The 18,562-nt window shown below is 44.9% G+C and carries 18 protein-coding genes and 1 tRNA gene; all 19 read left to right on the plus strand.

The annotated features are described in order from the left end of the window. The first annotated feature begins 13 nt into the window (after positions 1-13). The 19 genes from cdaA (at position 14) to ychF (ending at position 18,486) form a co-directional block, all read left to right on the plus strand. The gene (gene cdaA, locus ACZ5KY_RS07100; protein ID WP_464243194.1) at positions 14-790 is read left to right on the plus strand and encodes a diadenylate cyclase CdaA; all 777 of its coding nucleotides are present in this window, start codon (positions 14-16) and stop codon (positions 788-790) included. A gap of 14 nt (positions 791-804) precedes the next feature. Continuing rightward, positions 805-1,518, plus strand: coding sequence for a CdaR family protein (locus ACZ5KY_RS07105; RefSeq protein WP_464243195.1), 714 nt, complete (start codon positions 805-807; stop codon positions 1,516-1,518). Between the two features lie 42 nt (positions 1,519-1,560). Next, positions 1,561-2,934, plus strand: coding sequence for a phosphoglucosamine mutase (gene glmM / locus ACZ5KY_RS07110; RefSeq protein ID WP_464243196.1), 1,374 nt, complete (start codon positions 1,561-1,563; stop codon positions 2,932-2,934). Next, the gene (locus ACZ5KY_RS07115) at positions 2,934-3,650 is read left to right on the plus strand and encodes a pyridoxine 5'-phosphate synthase (protein WP_464243197.1); all 717 of its coding nucleotides are present in this window, start codon (positions 2,934-2,936) and stop codon (positions 3,648-3,650) included. The genes glmM and ACZ5KY_RS07115 overlap by 1 nt, the downstream gene beginning before the upstream one ends. A 6-nt stretch (positions 3,651-3,656) precedes the next feature. Then, the gene (locus tag ACZ5KY_RS07120; RefSeq protein WP_464243198.1) at positions 3,657-4,040 is read left to right on the plus strand and encodes a holo-ACP synthase; all 384 of its coding nucleotides are present in this window, start codon (positions 3,657-3,659) and stop codon (positions 4,038-4,040) included. Then, entirely contained in the window at positions 4,037-5,593 is a 1,557-nt protein-coding gene (locus ACZ5KY_RS07125) for an NAD(P)H-hydrate dehydratase (protein WP_464243199.1), read from the plus strand. Before ACZ5KY_RS07120 ends, ACZ5KY_RS07125 begins: the two co-directional genes overlap by 4 nt. Positions 5,594-5,596: 3 nt before the next feature. Continuing rightward, a complete protein-coding gene (locus tag ACZ5KY_RS07130; protein WP_464243200.1) occupies positions 5,597-6,046 on the plus strand; it encodes a CBS domain-containing protein in 450 nt (149 codons plus the stop codon). 4 nt (positions 6,047-6,050) lie between these two features. After that, a complete protein-coding gene (gene tsaE / locus ACZ5KY_RS07135; protein WP_464243201.1) occupies positions 6,051-6,569 on the plus strand; it encodes a tRNA (adenosine(37)-N6)-threonylcarbamoyltransferase complex ATPase subunit type 1 TsaE in 519 nt (172 codons plus the stop codon). A 144-nt stretch (positions 6,570-6,713) separates the two neighbouring features. Beyond that, a complete protein-coding gene (locus tag ACZ5KY_RS07140; protein ID WP_464243202.1) occupies positions 6,714-7,934 on the plus strand; it encodes an aspartate kinase in 1,221 nt (406 codons plus the stop codon). A gap of 29 nt (positions 7,935-7,963) precedes the next feature. Then, a complete protein-coding gene (gene cimA, locus ACZ5KY_RS07145) occupies positions 7,964-9,532 on the plus strand; it encodes a citramalate synthase (RefSeq protein ID WP_464243203.1) in 1,569 nt (522 codons plus the stop codon). Continuing rightward, the gene (locus ACZ5KY_RS07150; RefSeq protein WP_464243204.1) at positions 9,533-10,084 is read left to right on the plus strand and encodes a ComEA family DNA-binding protein; all 552 of its coding nucleotides are present in this window, start codon (positions 9,533-9,535) and stop codon (positions 10,082-10,084) included. A 602-nt stretch (positions 10,085-10,686) separates the two neighbouring features. After that, positions 10,687-11,892, plus strand: a complete 1,206-nt coding sequence (locus ACZ5KY_RS07155) for an EAL and HDOD domain-containing protein (RefSeq protein WP_464243205.1) — start codon at positions 10,687-10,689, stop codon at positions 11,890-11,892. 19 nt (positions 11,893-11,911) lie between these two features. Further along, positions 11,912-12,751 (plus strand): 4-(cytidine 5'-diphospho)-2-C-methyl-D-erythritol kinase, encoded by an 840-nt coding sequence (locus ACZ5KY_RS07160; protein WP_464243206.1) that lies wholly within the window; start codon positions 11,912-11,914, stop codon positions 12,749-12,751. A gap of 136 nt (positions 12,752-12,887) precedes the next feature. Then, positions 12,888-12,962, plus strand: a tRNA-Gln gene (locus tag ACZ5KY_RS07165). A 130-nt stretch (positions 12,963-13,092) separates the two neighbouring features. Then, positions 13,093-14,031, plus strand: coding sequence for a ribose-phosphate pyrophosphokinase (locus ACZ5KY_RS07170; protein ID WP_464243207.1), 939 nt, complete (start codon positions 13,093-13,095; stop codon positions 14,029-14,031). A gap of 60 nt (positions 14,032-14,091) precedes the next feature. Next, positions 14,092-14,703: a 50S ribosomal protein L25 gene (locus ACZ5KY_RS07175; RefSeq protein WP_464243208.1), complete on the plus strand. Its 612-nt coding sequence runs from the start codon at positions 14,092-14,094 to the stop codon at positions 14,701-14,703. Positions 14,704-14,705: 2 nt separating this feature from the next. Next, positions 14,706-15,284 (plus strand): aminoacyl-tRNA hydrolase, encoded by a 579-nt coding sequence (gene pth / locus ACZ5KY_RS07180; RefSeq protein WP_464243209.1) that lies wholly within the window; start codon positions 14,706-14,708, stop codon positions 15,282-15,284. Between the two features lie 27 nt (positions 15,285-15,311). Next, positions 15,312-17,321, plus strand: coding sequence for a sodium-translocating pyrophosphatase (locus ACZ5KY_RS07185; protein WP_464243210.1), 2,010 nt, complete (start codon positions 15,312-15,314; stop codon positions 17,319-17,321). A 70-nt stretch (positions 17,322-17,391) separates the two neighbouring features. Beyond that, entirely contained in the window at positions 17,392-18,486 is a 1,095-nt protein-coding gene (gene ychF / locus ACZ5KY_RS07190; RefSeq protein ID WP_464243211.1) for a redox-regulated ATPase YchF, read from the plus strand. Positions 18,487-18,562: the final 76 nt, after the last annotated feature.

Here is an 18,562-nt window from a genome sequence, read left to right on the forward strand (position 1 = left end):
TAGAGAGACGTGTATGGGAATGATCGATGAGATGATGAAAGACTTTAGGTGGCTGCTCGATGCGCTCGATATCGCCTTGGTTGCTTTTATCATTTATCGGATAATTCTTCTCATCAAGGGCACGAGAGCAGTGCAGATGCTGCTTGGTTTGGCTGTTATTCTGGCCGTTTATGTTGCTTCCCAGTTAACTGGCCTCTATACCCTCCAATGGATTCTCGACAATTTTCTGACCTCAATCGTACTCGTTGTTGTTGTTATTTTCCAAAGCGATATTCGGCGTGCGTTGATGCATGTTGGACGTAATCCTTTTTTCGCAGATGTTTCCTACCGTGAGGAGACGCAAGTTATCGACGAGCTTGTCACTGCGGCAATCAATCTTGCTAGTAAAAAAATTGGTGCTTTGGTTGTTATTGAGCGAGAAACTGGTTTGAAGAGTTTTCTTGAGGTGGGGGTTGAAGTTGACGCGAAGGTGACGGCTGATCTAATCACCGCAATTTTTCTGCCTCGTTCGCCTATCCATGATGGCGCTTTAGTTTTGCAACATGGTCGTTTAAAAAAAGCGGGTTGTTTTTTACCGTTGTCGCAAAATCCGGATATAAGTAAAAGCCTCGGTACCCGGCATCGTGCCGCAATTGGACTTACTGAAGTTGTTGATGCTGTAACCATTGTGGTGTCGGAGGAAACGGGTAAGATTTCAGTTGTTGTTGGGGCCCGTATGACTCGTGATCTTGATTCAACCTCATTGCGTCGAATTCTAACCCGTTTACTTGACCCAGGTCGTAAATCATAGGAGCAATTAAATCGATGTTTCAACTGATTATACGGAACTGGGGACTTAAGCTTTTGTCGTTAACGTTTGCCTTGTTGCTATGGTTGTTTGTAATGGGCGAGCAAAAAGCAGAAGTTGGTTATACGGTTCCTTTAGAGCTGAAAAACCTTCCCGTTGGACTTGTTGTTGCCAATGAGGTTCCCAGTTTAGTCGATGTCCGGATTAGTGGCCCTCGAACATTATTGAGTAATATTCAGTCTTCAGCGTTAAGTATGTCAGTCGATTTACAAGGGTTGCAGGCTGGGTTGACAACATTTAAGCGGCTTGATCAAAACCTAAATATTCCCAGCGCTCTACGAGTGTCCCGTTTATCTCCTTCGTACGTTGAAGTAAAACTTGAGCGAATAAGGCAAAAAAATGTTCCTGTACGGGTGTCATTTCACGGGCAGCTAGCCAATGGTGCAACGTTAGGTACTGTCGTTGTTCGTCCCGAATCGGTAACGGTTGAAGGAGCCGAAAGCGAGGTTAAGGATGTTGATAGTGTTGAAACCGAAACCATTGACATTACGCTGGCGCAAGAAAGTTTTACCCTTACGTTGCCGATAGAATATCGTGGAACCTACACAGAATTGAAGGACCAAAAAACGGTCGAAGTAGAGGTACTTATTTTGAATTCGACCCCGACTGAGCATTCTGAACCAGATGTTGGTGATGAGGTTCTACCTCAAGAGGGTGTGTATAATAATTAACAAGTTGGATGGACAACTCAGCTTTATTTGAAAGATGTCATTATGGAAAAAAAATTATTTGGAACTGATGGTGTTCGCGGTGTGGCAAATGTGTATCCCATGACCACTGAGATCGCGATGCAACTTGGTCGTGCTGTTGCTTATCTTTTTAAAGGCTCAGATAAGCGTCGTCGTATTGTGATTGGAAAAGATACGCGGCTGTCGGGTTATATGATTGAAAATGCCATGGCTGCAGGTATTTGTTCAATGGGGGTTGATGTCCAATTGGTTGGACCGCTGCCAACGCCAGGCATTGCTTTTATCACGAGTTCGATGCGAGCTGATGCAGGCGTTGTGATCTCTGCATCACATAATGCGTATCAGGATAATGGGATCAAGTTTTTCTCTCATTCAGGACTGAAATTACCTGATGAGATGGAGCTTAAACTTGAAAAGTTGATGTTTTCTGAAGAGCTGGATCTCTTACGTCCTACTGCGGATGAGGTGGGGCGTGCTTTTCGTATTGATGATGCAACGGGACGTTATATTGTCTTCTTGAAAAACTCATTTCCGCGTGACCTCGATCTTCGTGGTTTACGTATTGTTCTTGACTGTGCAAATGGTGCGGCATACAAGGTTGCCCCCGCAGTGCTTCAAGAACTTGGTGCTGAAGTGATCACCTTGGGCGTGAGTCCCAATGGTACAAATATTAATGCAGGATGTGGCTCACTTTATCCTCAAGTAATGGCCGAAGCGGTACGTGAATATCGTGCTGATGTTGGAATTGCCTTAGATGGTGATGCCGATCGCGTTATCTTTGTTGATGAACATGGCACTGAAGTTGATGGTGACCATATTATGGCAATCTGCGCGACCCATCTAATGAAGAATAACGCTTTGGCAAAGAACACACTCGTTGCGACGGTTATGAGTAACATGGGTTTAGATATTGCGTTACGTAATGCTGGCGGAAAAGTGGTTAAAACGGGTGTTGGTGACCGCTATGTCACAGAAGAGATGCTGCGTAATGGTTATAACTTTGGCGGTGAGCAATCAGGGCATATGATCTTCTTTGATTATAATACCACCGGAGATGGAACGCTTTCGGCGTTGCAGATGCTAGCCATCATGCAGCGGACAGGAAAGCCCTTGTCGGAGTTGGCAAAGGTGATGACCGCCTTGCCTCAACTGCTTTGTAACGTTCGTGTCAAGCAGCGGGTTGATCTCGCAACGATTCCTGAGATTAAACAGGTGATTGAACACTGTGAAGAGCAACTAGGACAGTCTGGACGTGTTTTGATCCGTTATTCTGGTACTGAACCACTCTTACGAATTATGTTGGAAGGTGAGAGTGATTCACAAATTAAACAGCTTGCTGGTGAAATTGTTGCTGCTGTTGAAACACACCTTGGCGGTGTTGCGGAAGGGGACCATTGATGATTCGTCTTGGGGTAAATGTTGATCATGTTGCAACGATTCGTCAAGCACGTGGGACGATAGATCCTGATCCCGTTACTGCGGCATCGATGGCTGAACTTGCTGGTGCAGATGGTATCACCGTTCATCTTCGTGAAGATCGACGCCATATTCAAGATCGAGATGTTGAATTGTTGCGTCAAACCGTCCAAACGCCACTCAATTTAGAAATGGCTAGCACGGATGAAATGGTGGCGATTGCGTGCCGTATTTGTCCCGATGCTGTGACTTTAGTGCCTGAAAAACGGCAAGAACTAACCACTGAAGGTGGTCTTGATGTCGCCTCATGCTCGCAGAAATTAAAAGAGCATATTGCTACGTTGCAAGAGTACGGCATCATCGTAAGCCTTTTTGTTGATCCAGATTTGAATCAAATAGACCAATCTTTTCAAGTGGGTGCTGATACGGTTGAAATTCACACCGGAAGCTATTGTGATGCGCCTTCACGTGGTGCTCAATTGGCCGAACTAGGTAAGGTTGAACGTGCGATTCATGCGGCAAAACAAGCTGGGTTAGGGGTTAATGCGGGGCATGGACTTAATTACCACAACATTCAAGCTGTTGTGGCGTTAGGTGTGGTTGAAGAGTTTAATATTGGACATAGCATTATTTCTCGCGCTGTCTTGGTCGGTCTCGATCGAGCTGTGCGTGAAATGAAGGCACTGTTGGTAAGGTAGTCTATTGTGGCAATAGTTGGGATCGGCACAGATATTGTTCGTGTGGAACGTTTTCAGCGCTTTCTAGAGCGGCAGGAAGATGCTTTGTTGAAGCGTTTGTTTACCAAACGCGAGTTAGCTTACGCACTTCCGCGTAAAAGTGCAGCTCAGCATCTTGCCGCACGTTTTGCCTCAAAGGAATCCTTTGTTAAAGCACTCGGTTTGGGGTTGCGTGATGGGATAACATGGCATGATATGGAGGTTTGTAACGATGACCTTGGTTGTCCCTCACTGTATTTAACTGGTCGCGCTGCTGAAATTATGCTTGAGCGCAATCTGACAACGCCGCACCTTTCCTATAGCCACGAGCAGGAGTATGCGGTGGCAACCGTTGTATTGGAGCGAGCATGAGGCTTTTAACTGCTAACCAAATACGAGAATTAGATCGGTGCGCGATTGAGGACTGCAATGTCCCCGGCCTTATTCTTATGGAAAATGCAGGTCGCGGTGCCTCACAAATTGTCAATGACCGTTATTCATCTTTACGTCCTGGTTCAATTTTAGTTGTCGCTGGCAAAGGGAACAATGGCGGTGATGGCTACGTGATGGCCCGTCATCTTGAAAATATGGGCTGGAACGTCCAAACGCTGGTTCTTGCTTCGCGTAGTGGGATTACTGGTGATGCAGCAACAAATCTTAGTATTTTAGAGTCCAATCAGCATCTACTTCATTATGCCCTGAGTGATGATGATATTGCTCAATTTATTGACCAGCTATCGGGTGTTGCGCTCGTAATTGATGCGATCTTTGGCAACGGACTCAATTCAGCCGTACGCGGTCATTACCGTTATGCTATTCAGCGGATTAATGCGATGAAGTTACCCGTGGTTGCTGTTGATATGCCCTCAGGCTGTCATGGGACCACTGGTGATATTCTCGCTGAATCAATTATGGCCGATTGTTCAATCAGCTTCGCTTTTCCTAAGCTAGGGCAGGTTAGTTATCCCGCGTACCAGTGTGGTGGTGAATTATTTGTTGCCGATATTGGCATGCCACACCATTTGCGGCAAACTGTCTCTAATCAATATGTCTTTGTAACAAGACAGGTTGCCGCAACGCTACTTCCTCTGCGACCGCCCGGTGGTCACAAGGGGACGTTTGGTCATGTGCTGGTAGTCGCTGGATCGACAGGCAAAGGTGGCGCAGCGCAAATGTGTTCAGCCGCTGGTTTGCGCTCAGGTGCTGGTTTGGTGACTCTTGCAACAGCGGATACCGTTCAGCCTTTTATTGCACCAGCTATTCCCGAAGTGATGACCGTTGCATTGCCGAGCGAGTATGGTGGTTTGACCTGTGATAGTTTTGAAACTATACGTTCGTTATGGCACGGAAAAAACGTTGTTGCGCTTGGTCCTGGATTGGGGCAAACCGATACGGTGAAACAGTTGGTACGTGACATTGTTTTGTCTGTACCTTGTTCTGTAGTTATTGATGCTGATGCATTGAATGCGTTAGAGGGTAACTTTTCTTGCATGAAGAACCGGCAGGCGAAACATGTTGTCGTGACTCCCCATCCGGGTGAAATGGCGCGCATGACAGGTTTGTCGATAGACGAAATTCAAAACCATCGTGCTGAGGTAGCTGGGAAGTTTGCTGAAAAATGGGATGTTGTCGTTGTGCTAAAGGGCGCTAGAACAGTGATTGCAGCTCCTGATGGTCGAGTGTGGATCAACAGTAGTGGCAATTCTGGTATGGGTAGTGGTGGAATGGGTGATATACTAACTGGTGTTATTGCGGGTTGGTTGGCTCAGGGGGTCGATCTGTTTAACGCGGCAGTGCTTGGCGTTTACTTGCATGGAAAAGCCGCCGACCAGTGTGTGGCACATTATGGCAGTGCTGGTTATGTTGCCACCGATTTGTTGCCACAACTTCCTGTTGTTCGTCAATCCCTTATGGGAGAGGAGTAGCTTATGTTAAGAGCTGAAAATATTATGACTACCGAGGTGATTTCTGTTGCACCGCAAACAGGATTAAAAGAGTTGGCTGCATTGTTTCAAGAACACAATGTGAGTTCGATGCCTGTTATCAATGCACAGGATGATTTGGTTGGTATTATTACGACCACTGATCTTATTGATTGCGATAAAACGTTGCATATCCCAACGGTTGTTTCAATTTTCGATTGGGTACTTTACCTTGAGAGCGAAAAAGACTTCGAAGAGCAAGTTCGTCGTATTAGCGCACAAACTGTCGATGAAATTTGTACAACAGATGTTATTACCTGCACCGCTGAGACTCCTGTGTCGGAGGTCGCTGAATTGATGGTTCAGCACAAGGTTCATTTGGTTCCAGTTGTCGATAATTCCAAGGTGATGGGTGTTATTGCTCGATTAGATATTATTCGAGCAATTGGAGTGTAGTTTTTTGTCACACCTTAATCAGTTTTCTATTCTAACAGAATCAGCGGCGCAAACAGATCAGGTTGGTCGTCAACTTGGACATCTCCTGATGTCTGGTTCACTGGTGCTACTTCGTGGAGATCTCGGTGCTGGTAAAACGTGCCTTGCCACTGGAATTGCTCGTGGTTTAGGGGTTGCAGAATCAACTCCTGTCACGAGCCCAACCTATACGCTTATGAACAGCTATGGGGGACGGTTGCCATTGTATCATTTTGATCTTTATCGCCTAAGTTCAGAAGATGAACTGTTAGATCTCGGTTTTGATGATTATTTTCATGGTGACGGTGTCGCGCTCGTTGAATGGCCGGAACGTTGTCCTGGGTTGAGTTGTGAGGCTTTGATTGTCGATTTAGTATATGTTGGTGATGAAGCGCGGCAACTGACTGTTACAATTGCTGGTCAGCCCACGAAGTATCAATCTGTACTCGATGGGTTAGCGGAGTTTGCTGCTGTTGGTCAATTCGGTGATGAGTCGTTAGCGTAGCGTAAATACAATAAAAGTTTTGACCCTGTTATCATTACCTGTTAAAAGCACTGTGTTAAGGTGTAATCGCCTAAAAACAGATACTTTAAATGATATCAGATATGTATGTTGATAGTGATGATTGATCAAGGAGGTAGACCGAAAATGGCTCTGGTCGTACAGAAATATGGTGGTACTTCCGTAGGGACGACAGATAAAATTCGCAATGTAGCTCAGCGGATTGCTCGGACCTATGATGAAGGTAACGATGTTGTTGTGATTGTTTCAGCCATGTCAGGTGAAACAAATAAACTTGTCGCATTAGCTGATGAGATTTGCGAATTTCCCAGTGAACGTGAATATGACGTTTTGGTGTCAACGGGTGAGCAGGTTACTATTGCCCTATTGTCGATGTGTTTACAGTCGATGGGATACAAGGCAAAAAGCTATCTCGGACATCAAATTCCCATTTTGACCGATAATTCGTCATCGCGAGCACGAATTAAAGAGATTGGCGAAAATAATATTCGTGAGGACCTGAAAAACGGTACCATTGTTGTGGTTGCTGGTTTTCAAGGGATTGATGATCAGGGCAATATTACGACCCTTGGACGCGGTGGTTCCGACACCTCTGCTGTCGCTGTTGCGGCTGGGTTATCGGCAGACGTGTGTGAAATATATACCGATGTCGATGGCGTTTATACCACTGACCCACGTATTGTGCCGAATGCTAGTAAAATCGAGAAAATCTCCTATGAAGAGATGCTCGAAATGGCATCGTTGGGCGCAAAGGTTCTGCAGATTCGCTCCGTTGAATTTGCTAAAAAATATGATGTAGTTATTCACGTTCGTTCCAGTTTTAACGATAATCCTGGAACACTGGTTATGAAGGAGGATTCTGAAATGGAGACCGTACTGGTTTCAGGGGTAACCTGTAATAAAGATGAAGCAAAAATTTCAGTTTTGCGTATCCCCGATCACCCTGGGATTGCAGCAGATATTTTTTCCCCATTGTCTGAGGCAAGTATCACCGTTGACATGATTATTCAGAACGTCTCCCATGAAGGATTTACCGACTTAACATTCACCGTACCCAAGGGTGATGTGAAAAAAGCTCTTAAGATTGTCGAGGCCACAGCGCAGCAGATTGGTGCTGGCGGTGTTACGTCTGATGATAAGGTTGCAAAGGTCTCAATTGTCGGGGTTGGTATGCGTTCGCACACCGGTATTGCTAGTAAGATGTTTAGTACCCTCTCTTCAGAAGGGGTCAATATCCAAATGATCTCAACCAGTGAGATTAAAGTCTCTTGTGTTATTGAAGATAAATACACGGAGTTGGCTGTTCGTGTCTTGCATGATGCTTTTGAACTTGGTAGTGATCAATAAATAATTACAGTCCAACAGGGAGTAGGTTGATGAGTCAGATAATGCTTTATGACACAACATTACGCGACGGAACACAAGCTGAAGATATCTCTTTTTTGGTGAGTGATAAGGTGCGTATTGCTCAACGACTTGATGAACTTGGTGTTCATTATATTGAAGGTGGTTGGCCTGGTTCAAATCCCAAGGATATTGCTTTCTTTCAAGAGATCAAGAATGTCACATTGAAGCAGGCGAAAATCGCTGCATTTGGCTCGACACGGCGAGCAAAAACGACACCTGAATTAGATAATAATATTCAAACGCTGATTCAGGCCGATCCTGATGTCGTAACTATTTTTGGTAAATCTTGGGATTTCCATGTCCATGAAGCATTACGTATCTCTCTCGAAGAAAATCTCGAACTGATTAATGATTCGCTCGCCTATCTAAAAAAACATATCCCTGAAGTTATTTTTGATGCTGAACATTTTTTTGATGGCTATAAAGCGAATCCTGAATATGCTATCAAAACGCTCAAGGCTGCCGAAGATGCTGGAGTTGACTGTATTGTGTTGTGTGATACCAATGGTGGAACCTTGCCTAGTGAGTTCCCTGAAATTATGGCAGCAGTTAAAGCTGCTGTGTCCACACCGCTTGGCATTCATGCTCATAATGATAGTGAGTGTGCGGTGGCAAACTCACTAATGGCCGTTTCTTTGGGCGCGGTACAAGTCCAAGGGACCCTGAACGGTTTCGGTGAGCGTTGTGGAAACGCAAACTTGTGTTCAATTATTCCTGCTCTTAAGATGAAGATGGGCCATGATTGTGTGACCGATGAGCAAATGAAAACATTACGTGTTGTTTCACGTTATGTGTATGAGTTGGCGAATTTGATCCCCAATAAACACCAGGCGTATGTCGGGAATTCAGCATTTGCCCATAAGGGTGGTGTCCACGTGTCAGCCATTCAGCGTCACCCTGAGACCTATGAACATATGCGCCCAGAAAAAGTAGGTAACTCGACGAGAGTTCTTGTTTCTGATCTATCTGGTCGCGCTAATATTCTTGCTAAAGCTGAGCAATTTAATATTAATCTCGATAGCAAGGATCCTGTCACTCTCGAGATTCTTGAAAATATTAAAGAGATGGAGAATAAAGGCTACCAATTTGAGGGTGCTGAAGCATCGTTTGAATTGTTAATGCGAAAAGCTCTTGGTACCTTGCGCCATTATTTTTCAGTGATTGGCTTTCGCGTGATTGATACCAAGCTTAAAGAAGATGATAAGCCTTTGTCTGAAGCAACGATAAAAGTGAAGGTTGGTGGTCGGATCGAGCACACTGCTGCTGAAGGTGATGGCCCTGTCAATGCGTTAGATAATGCTTTACGTAAAGCATTGGAACATTTCTACCCTCAGCTTAACGAGATGAAGCTTCTCGACTACAAAGTTCGTGTTTTGCCAAGTGGTCATGGCACGGCATCGATTACACGAGTCTTAATTGAGTCAGGAGATGGCGATTCACGATGGGGCACAGTTGGGGTCAGTGATAATATTATTGACGCCTCCTACCATGCCCTGGTTGATGCTCTGCTGTATAAATTGGTTAAGGATGCCGTCTAGATGTTTAACCACCGAGGCTCTTTGGTTGTTGCCTTGGTGATCGTTGTTACTTTTTTTTATCTCCAACAGGGGATACCTGCGTCGCAGGTATCCCCTGTTTTTGTTGATGCTCCAAGTCGTGAAAGCCAATTTGTTGAACTGTCGGGAAACTTATTTATCTGCTCCGGTCTTCAAGTGGTCGAAGTTGATTCAATTAATGACCTGCTTTGTCGTGTTGATGATACAAACGGCAAATTAATTTTACTGAAATATTTAACTCATCATAAGTTGATGGATGGGCACTCTGTTGAACTCAACCAAGATTGTAGTGGTAGGGTCACTGTAGAGAGTAAGTTTATGACTGCAGGGCGGAGGATGACATTAGGGGTAGCCCTACATCCAGATCGCATGACAATTGAGGATTGGCAGTCACTCCCTGGCATCGGAGCATCAATGGCTCGCGCGATTACTGTGAACCGAGAGCAAAATGGTGATTTTTATACGTTTGAGAATCTCAGGCGAGTACGTGGAATTGCGCAGAAAAGTCTAAATCGTTGGCAAAAGTATTTTTGATTAGAATTAAATTAACCGGATTAGATTAGTTTTCCCTATAGTTTTTATGGTGTACTATCAAAACAGATATTAAGTGTTTTTCAGGTAGTCGTGAAGTGAAAGGGCGAAAGAATGAAGTGTCCAAAATGTAACGGCCGAATGTATGTAGAGAAATACTTTGATTTTGTGCGTTCGTTTGAAGCGTGGAAGTGCAGTTGCTGTGGTGAAATTCTCGACGCAACAATTGTCGCAAACCGTGCGCGAAATCAAAATTTGCACGTTGGCTAGCTTTTAATGTGTGGTCTTTTTTGCTTAATTAAAAAGGCTAACCTGCGTTCCCCGTGCCATTCCAGGTATACTTCTTAAGTCTTCCCCGTAACAAATGTGATAGTTTTGGATATATAAGGAAGATGTTTTTTGTAGCATTTTGCTTTGTGTGCAAAAAGCGTAATGATTTTGACGTGAATCAACTGTAGATAATTAAAGTAGTTTATCTTTAGCTAATTTGTTATTTTAGATTGTTGTTGTTTTTGTATCAGTTCAATCTCGTTGCACCAGCAGGTTAATCGTCTAGTGTTTTTGCCGTCATTCGTAGAGTAGTTACATGTTTTAAAGGGTATTTCATGGCTGATGTTTTTATAGGTCGACAACCTATCTTTGATCGACATATGCGGGTTTATGCTTATGAACTCCTGTACCGGCATGGCTTTGTCGATCACGCAGTCATTACCGACTTTAACGCCGCAAGTTCTGAAGTTGTTGTTAATTCGTTGATTGAGGTTGGCCTCGACCGTTTGGTTGGTAATAAGAAAGCGTTTTGCAATTTTACGCGCGATTTCCTTATAAAGGGGGCGTCAATCCCTTTCCCCACAAATCAACTCGTAGTTGAAGTGTTAGAAAACGTTTCACCCGAAGTCGAGGTGATCGATGCGATTCGAAGTCTGTCACGTAGTGGGCACCTTATTGCTTTGGATGATTTTGTCGTCACTGACGACTTGCTGCCCTTGGTTGAGCTAGCTGATGTGGTTAAGATTGATGTGCTTGCTCTGTCGCGTGATGAAGTAATCTCTCAAGTTGGAAAATTACGGCAAGTGAAGCCATTGCAGCTTTTAGCCGAAAAAGTTGAAACACACGATGAGTATGTTTTTTGCCGCAATCTTGGTTTTGATTTGTTTCAGGGTTATTTTTTCAGCAAGCCTCAGGTTGTTTCGGGGCGTAAGGTCCCACCAAGTAGATTGGCGATGTTGCGCCTAATGGCAGAACTTTCGAGGGTCGATATTGACCTTACGAACCTCGAGGAAATTATTCAGACAGATGTCAACTTGAGTGTTAAGTTGTTGAGGCAAATCAATTCTAGCTTTTATAGTTTGCTTTCTGAGGTGAAGTCAATTCGACAAGCTATTATTTATTTGGGGTTGCTGCATATCCGTAATTGGGCATGTATTGTCTCAATGGGAAGTATCAGTGATAAGCCGCAGGAACTGATGTCTATGGCATTGATTCGAGGCAAAATGTGTGAAATTATGTCTGGTTCTGATGATTCAGAACAGCGAGGAATGTTTTTTACAGTTGGATTGTTTTCGATGCTTGATAGCATTTTAGACATGCCGATGAAGGAAGTCTTAAATACTTTGCCGCTGATTGAAGAGGTGAATATTGCTTTGCTGCAACGTAAGGGGCAGCTAGGCAGAACTCTGTCTTGTGTTGAGTCCTATGAACGTGCAAATTGGGGTGAGGTCGATGAGTGTGGTTTTGACCAAGCTTTAGTTGGTCGTGCGTATATTGATGCACTTGATTGGACCAATGCGGCACTTGAAAGTTTAAATTAACGATCATGGATATATACGTATGCAGCACCGAAAGTACCTAGCTCCAGCTAAAATAAATTTATGTTTACATGTGAATGGCAAGCGCCCAGATGGCTATCATGAGCTTTCTATGATTATGCAGAGTGTATCACTGTACGACGAGTTGCACGTTGCAATTGCCGCAACCCCTGGAGTTAGTTTTCAATGTGAGGCCGAATTAGGTAACCCTGATGACAATCTTGTTGTACGGGCGGCGCGTGCTATGTTGGCTTACGATGAACTTGGTCGTGGTGTCGATTTGGTGTTACACAAAAACATTCCTGTGGCTGCAGGTCTTGGTGGTGGATCATCTGATGCTGCGACAACACTGATGGCCTTAAACCAATTGTTGGAGTTGGATCTTGCTCCCGAAGTGATGCATAGGGAAGCTTTAGCATTGGGGGCCGATGTACCATTTTTTTTGTATCAACCTGTTGCCTGGGCCTGTGGCGTCGGTGACCAATTGTCGCCTATAGTGATTGTGCCACCATTTTGGGTTGTTCTTGTTAATCCTGGTGTTGGCGTGTCAACAGCTCAAGTATATTGTGCGTTGTCCCCGCTAGATTATTCAAGTTGTTCAATGCCGAAAACAATCACAACGCAAGATGGGTTCATTTCATTGCTTCATAACGATCTTGAGCGTGTTGCGATGAATTTATGTGCCGAAATTGGAACGCTAAAGAGCTCTCTTGTTGACTTAAATGCAGAAGGCGTTTTGATGGCAGGCAGTGGTGCCACGGTATTTGGTGTGTTCTTTGAGTATGGTCAAGCACAAAAAGCTGCTAAGGTTTTTGTTGAAGAATATGGCTATTGGGCACAGGTTGTTACACCATTATCTTAATACTAAAATACAGGAAAGGTAATTTTTCTATTTACATCTCTTCAATCTTTGTTGTATAACGCCTCCACGAATTGAGCAGATAAAAAACACCTTCAACGCGAAGTGTGATCTACTCAAGTCAGAAATAGATTTATGATGGGGCGTGGCCAAGTGGTAAGGCACCGGATTTTGATTCCGGCATTCCCAGGTTCGAACCCTGGCGCCCCAGCCACTTTTAAAAAACCTCTTACGATGACAGTTTGATCGGAACTCGGTCATGCGTCGAGAGGTTTTTTTTGTTTGTGTTGTCCTCTTTGGGGGCGGCATACTTAAATTACAAATTTGACACCTCAGGATGTACCGTGAATAAAATCAAGATTTTTGCAGGAAATTCAAATCCTCTCTTGGCTCGGGACATTTGTGAGCACCTCTCAGTGCCACTTGGAAGCGCCAAAGTTAAGAACTTTTCTGATGGCGAAATCATGGTAGAAATCGGAGAAAATGTCCGAGGCTGTGATGTCTATATCGTCCAATCTACTAGCGCCCCAACAAATAACCATTTGATGGAACTATTGATCATGACCGATGCGCTGAAGCGAGCTTCGGCAGCGAGCATTACAGCTGTTGTGCCTTACTTTGGGTATGCGCGCCAAGATCGCAAGGTTGCGCCACGTACGCCCATTACGGGTAAATTGGTTGCCGATTTGATCGCTCGTGCTGGTGTTGATCGTTTGTTGACAATGGATCTCCATGCCGGGCAAATTCAGGGATTTTTCGATATTCCTGTTGATCACCTTTATGCTGCTCCTGTGTTGCTTGACGATGTACAGTCGAAATTTAGTGACCGAGTTGTTATCGTATCACCTGATGCGGGTGGGACGGAACGTGCTCGTGCTTTCGCTAAGCGCCTTGACGCTGGGTTGGCCATTATTGATAAGCGTCGTAGTGGACCTAATGTGTCCGAGGTGATGCATATTATTGGTGATGTAAAAGATCAAATATGTATCATTGTTGATGACATGATTGATACCGCTGGTACGTTATGCCAGGCGGCAAAGGCGCTACAAGGGCAAGGTGCAAAGCAGGTGTTTGCCTATGCGACCCATGCGGTACTGTCTGGTCCTGCTATGGATCGAATCTCAGAGAGTTGCCTTGAAGAAGTTGTTGTGTCTGATTCAATTGTCTGTTCGGATAAAGTAGCTCAATGTGATAAACTTCGTCCTTTGCCAGTTTCTCAACTTTTGGCAGAGGCTATCCGCCGTATTCATGCGGATGAATCAGTTAGTTCCTTGTTTGTATAAATAAATCAAAGCATGCTGTGCCGTTGAGCCAGTACGCTGTTATATCTGGAGGTAGTAATCATGGCACAAGCGGAATTAAATGTTGTACTGCGTGAGCGAGTTGGCAAAGGCGGAGCACGTAGTGCTCGTCGTGCTGGTCTTGTACCTGGCGTAGTTTATGGTCCTAATGTCACTCCTTGCACCGTTAATGTTGAGCCAAAGGCGTTAGCTACAGCAATTGGTGGCGCTGCTGGTTGGAACACAATGTTGACACTTAAGGGTGTTGGTTCTTTTGATGGCTTGTTTGCCATTGTTAAAGATATGCAGGTTGATTCTATCTCCCGCGTACCGACTCACGTTGACTTTCAAGCGATTGATGCGACGGTTTCAGCGTCATTTATGGTTCCTGTAAACGCTGTTGGGCAATCGATTGGTGTAAAAGAGGGTGGCAGTCTTCAATTGATTCGTAAAGAGCTAGAAGTGTTCTGTTTGCCAACAGAAGTTCCTGCTGCGATCGATATCGCTGTTGATTCGTTAGCGATTGGCGATGTTGTTCACATTGATGATGTTGTCGTTCCTGAAGGTGTAGAACTTCCTCACGATGTTAACTACACCGTTATCACTGTTATTGGTTATAAAGGCGGAGAAGATGTTGAAGAAGGTGACGGCGAGGTTGTAGCGGAAGAAGCCTAGTTTTGTTTTTAATTGCAGGGCTTGGTAATCCCGGTGAAAAGTACGCGTCAACACGACATAACGTCGGGTTTATGGTTGTGGATCTTCTTGCCGCTCGTCACAGTGTTTCATTAAAGAAAAAGGGCCATCAATCTTTTTATGGGGTTGGTCGTTGTTGTGGCAAAAGTGCTGTAATGCTTAAACCGCAAACCTTTATGAATTTAAGTGGTGCTAGTGTAGCATCTGCGAGTAAATCCCTCGATATTGCATCGGGGGATTTGGTCGTGATACACGATGAAATAGATCTTCCCTTTGGCGCTGTTCGGGTCAAGGTTGGCGGTGGACATGGCGGGCATAACGGCCTGCGTAATATTCATCAAGTTCTTGGTGATAATTCCTATGTTCGCGTGAGAATTGGTGTCGGTCGACCCTCTGAGGGGGGTGATGTCGCTAATTATGTCCTTAAGTCGTTTTCTGGAAGTGAAAAAAAAGATCTTGATGAGGTGCTCTTGTATGCAGCCGAAGTGGTTGAAGCTTTACTGACTCATGGTGAACAGTATGCCATGTGCGAATACAATGGGCGCAATATTTTAAATCCGTAAAATATTAATTCAAAGGGGAGATTGGCAATGGCATATTTTGCCGTAATTCTAGGAATGGTAGGCTTCGCGGCCGCTATTATGTTGTACAACAAGGTTAAGCAAGAGCCTGTAGGTAATGAGGTCATGGCCGAAATCGCGGATTCTATCCACGATGGTGCGATGGCTTTTTTGCGTCGTGAGTACCGCGTACTTGCTATTTTCGTTGCTGGTGTTTTTCTGCTGATTCTCGCCGGTATGGGCTATCAGACTGCGATGGCTTTCCTTGCTGGTGCAGCATGTTCAATGACCTGTGGCTTTATTGGTATGAAAGCAGCAACGCGTGCTAACGTTCGTACAACTGAAGCAGCACGTCTGCATGGTCAAGCACGTGCTCTAGAAGTATCCTATAACGGTGGCGCTGTTATGGGGCTGTCTGTTGCATCACTCGGCCTGGTCGGTGTTGGCGCAATGTATATCTTCTTTGGTGGTGATCCTGAAACAACTCGTTACATCAATGGCTTCGCTATGGGTGCTTCATCTATCGCTCTGTTTGCACGTGTTGGTGGTGGTATCTATACCAAGGCTGCTGACGTTGGTGCTGACCTTGTTGGTAAGCTTGAAGCTGGCATTCCAGAAGATGATCCACGTAACCCTGGTGTTATTGCCGATAACGTTGGTGACTGCGTTGGTGATACCGCTGGTATGGGTGCTGATATTTTTGAATCTTATGTTGGTTCAATTATTGCGACCATCGCCATTGCCGCGGCTGCTAGCCCAGCATTGCTAGCACAGCTTGGTAGCGGTGAGGGCGTTCAATCTGCAGCTATGTTACTTCCACTGGTTCTTGCAACCTTTGGTCTGCTGTTCTCCGCTGCAGGTATCTACTCCATGAAGCGTTTTCAGGACAAGGATCCTGCTGATGCACTACGTTTAACGACGTTTGTTGCTGCGGGTGGCTTCTTGGCTGCATCTCTCTTCATTATCCTGATTATGGGTCTTAATTTCGGTATCTTCCTTGCTTTGGTTGGCGGCTCACTTGCTGGTATTGCAATTGGTTTGATCACTGAGTACTACACTGCTGAAGCTCCAGTTCGTCGTATTGCTGAAGCAAGTAAGACAGGTCCTGCAACAAACATTATTGCAGGTTTAGCTGTTGGTCTTGAGAGTACAGCGGCTCCGGTCCTAATTATTTGTGCTGGAATCATGGTTGCTAACTACTTTGCCGGTCTCTACGGTATTGGCATTGCTGCAGTTGGTATGCTTGCTACTGTTGGTGTTACCATGACGGTTGATGCATACGGCCCAATCGCTGATAATGCTGGTGGTATTTCTGAGATGGCAGGTCTTGGACCTGACGTTCGTGAAATCACCGATGGTCTTGATGCAATCGGTAATACAACTGCTGCTGTAGGTAAGGGCTTTGCTATTGGCTCTGCTGCATTAACAGCGTTAGCTCTATTCTCTGCCTATGCAACAACTGTTGGCCTTGAAACGATTAACCTAGTTGAGCCACGCGTTGTTGTTGGTTTGTTTATTGGTGGTGCACTTCCATTCTTCATTGGTGCTCTAACCATGACCAGTGTTGGTCGTGCTGCAGGATTGATGGTTGAAGAAATTCGTCGTCAATTCCGTGAGATTCCAGGCCTTCTTGAAGGTAAAGAGGGTGTTAAGCCCGAGTCTGGAAAGTGTATTGATATTGCAGCTCAAGCTGCACTAAAAGAGATGGTTCTTCCTGGTGTTGTGGCTGTTGTCGCTCCTGTCCTTATTGGCTTTATTCTTGGTAAAGAAGCTCTCGGTGGCATGCTTGCTGGTGCAACGCTTGCTGGTGTTCTTCTTGCTCTTATGATGTCAAATGGTGGTGGCGCATGGGATAATGCGAAGAAGTTTATTGAAACAGGTAAGATTGAAGGCGAGTCTAAGGGTGGTGAAGCTCACCATGCTGCTGTTATCGGCGACACCGTTGGCGACCCATTCAAGGATACTTCTGGTCCTGCGATGAACATCCTTATCAAGTTGATGAGTGTTGTTTCTTTGGTTATTGCACCATTATTAGCCTAGAATCGAATATGTAACATGTTTGACGATAGCCGAGACACTCTGTCTCGGCTATCGTTGTTTGGAGAGCGTTATGGGATTTAAGTGCGGTATCGTTGGGTTACCCAATGTTGGTAAGTCGACTATTTTCAATGCAATCACATCTGCTGGTGCTGAATCAGCAAATTACCCTTTTTGCACGATTGAGCCAAATGTCGGTATTGTAGCTGTGCCTGATCGGCGTCTTGATGCTCTCGCTGAAATTGTTAAACCACAACGCGTTTTGCCAACATCAATGGAGTTTGTTGATATTGCAGGGTTGGTAAAAGGGGCTAGCCGCGGTGAAGGGCTCGGTAATCAATTCTTAGGACATATTCGACAGGTCGATGCCATTGCAAATGTTGTTCGCTGCTTTGAAGACGATAATGTTGTTCATGTTGATGGTTCAGTTGATCCCCTCAGGGATATTGATGTGATTCAAACGGAATTAAATCTTGCTGATTTAGATTCTGTTGAAAAGCGTCACCTCAGGGTGCAGAAACTAGCTCGAAGTGGTGACAAAGTCGCTAAAGTGGAACTAAAGGCCCTGGAAACCTTAGAGGCCTGTTTGAATGAAGGTCGTCCCGCGCGGACAGCTCAATTAACTGAAGACGAATTGGCATTGATCAAGGATCTGCACCTCATCACGATAAAACCAGTGTTGTATGTGGCAAATGTATCTGAAGATGATTTGTCTGGTGAGCATCCACATGTTGATAAGGTGCGAGATTATGCAGCAGATCAAGGGGCTGAGTTTGTTACGATTTGTGGCAAAATTGAATCCGAAATTGCTGAACTTGAAGCCGATGAGAAAATTGAATTTCTTGCAGAGCTTGGTCTTGATGAGCCCGGGTTAGACCGGATGATTCATGCTGGCTATCAACTGTTGGGACTTATCACATATTTTACAGCGGGCGTTAAAGAGGTTCGTGCTTGGACTGTCTCTAGTGATGCTTTGGCCCCTCAAGCCGCTGGCGTTATCCATACTGATTTTGAAAAAGGGTTTATCCGTGCAGAGGTGATTGGTTACGAAGATTTTATCTCTGCTGGTGGTGAGGCTGGAGCGAAAGAAAAAGGACTTCTGCGTGTTGAAGGCAAAGAGTATCCTGTTAAAGATGGGGATGTTATGCATTTCCGTTTCAATGTTTAGCAGTTAGAAATGATTTAGTTAACGTAGTGGGTTCCGTTTTCAATAGACAACGGTCAATCCTTATGTTATTTAATCC

The sequence above is a fragment of the Desulfuromonas svalbardensis genome, assembly GCF_055389415.1.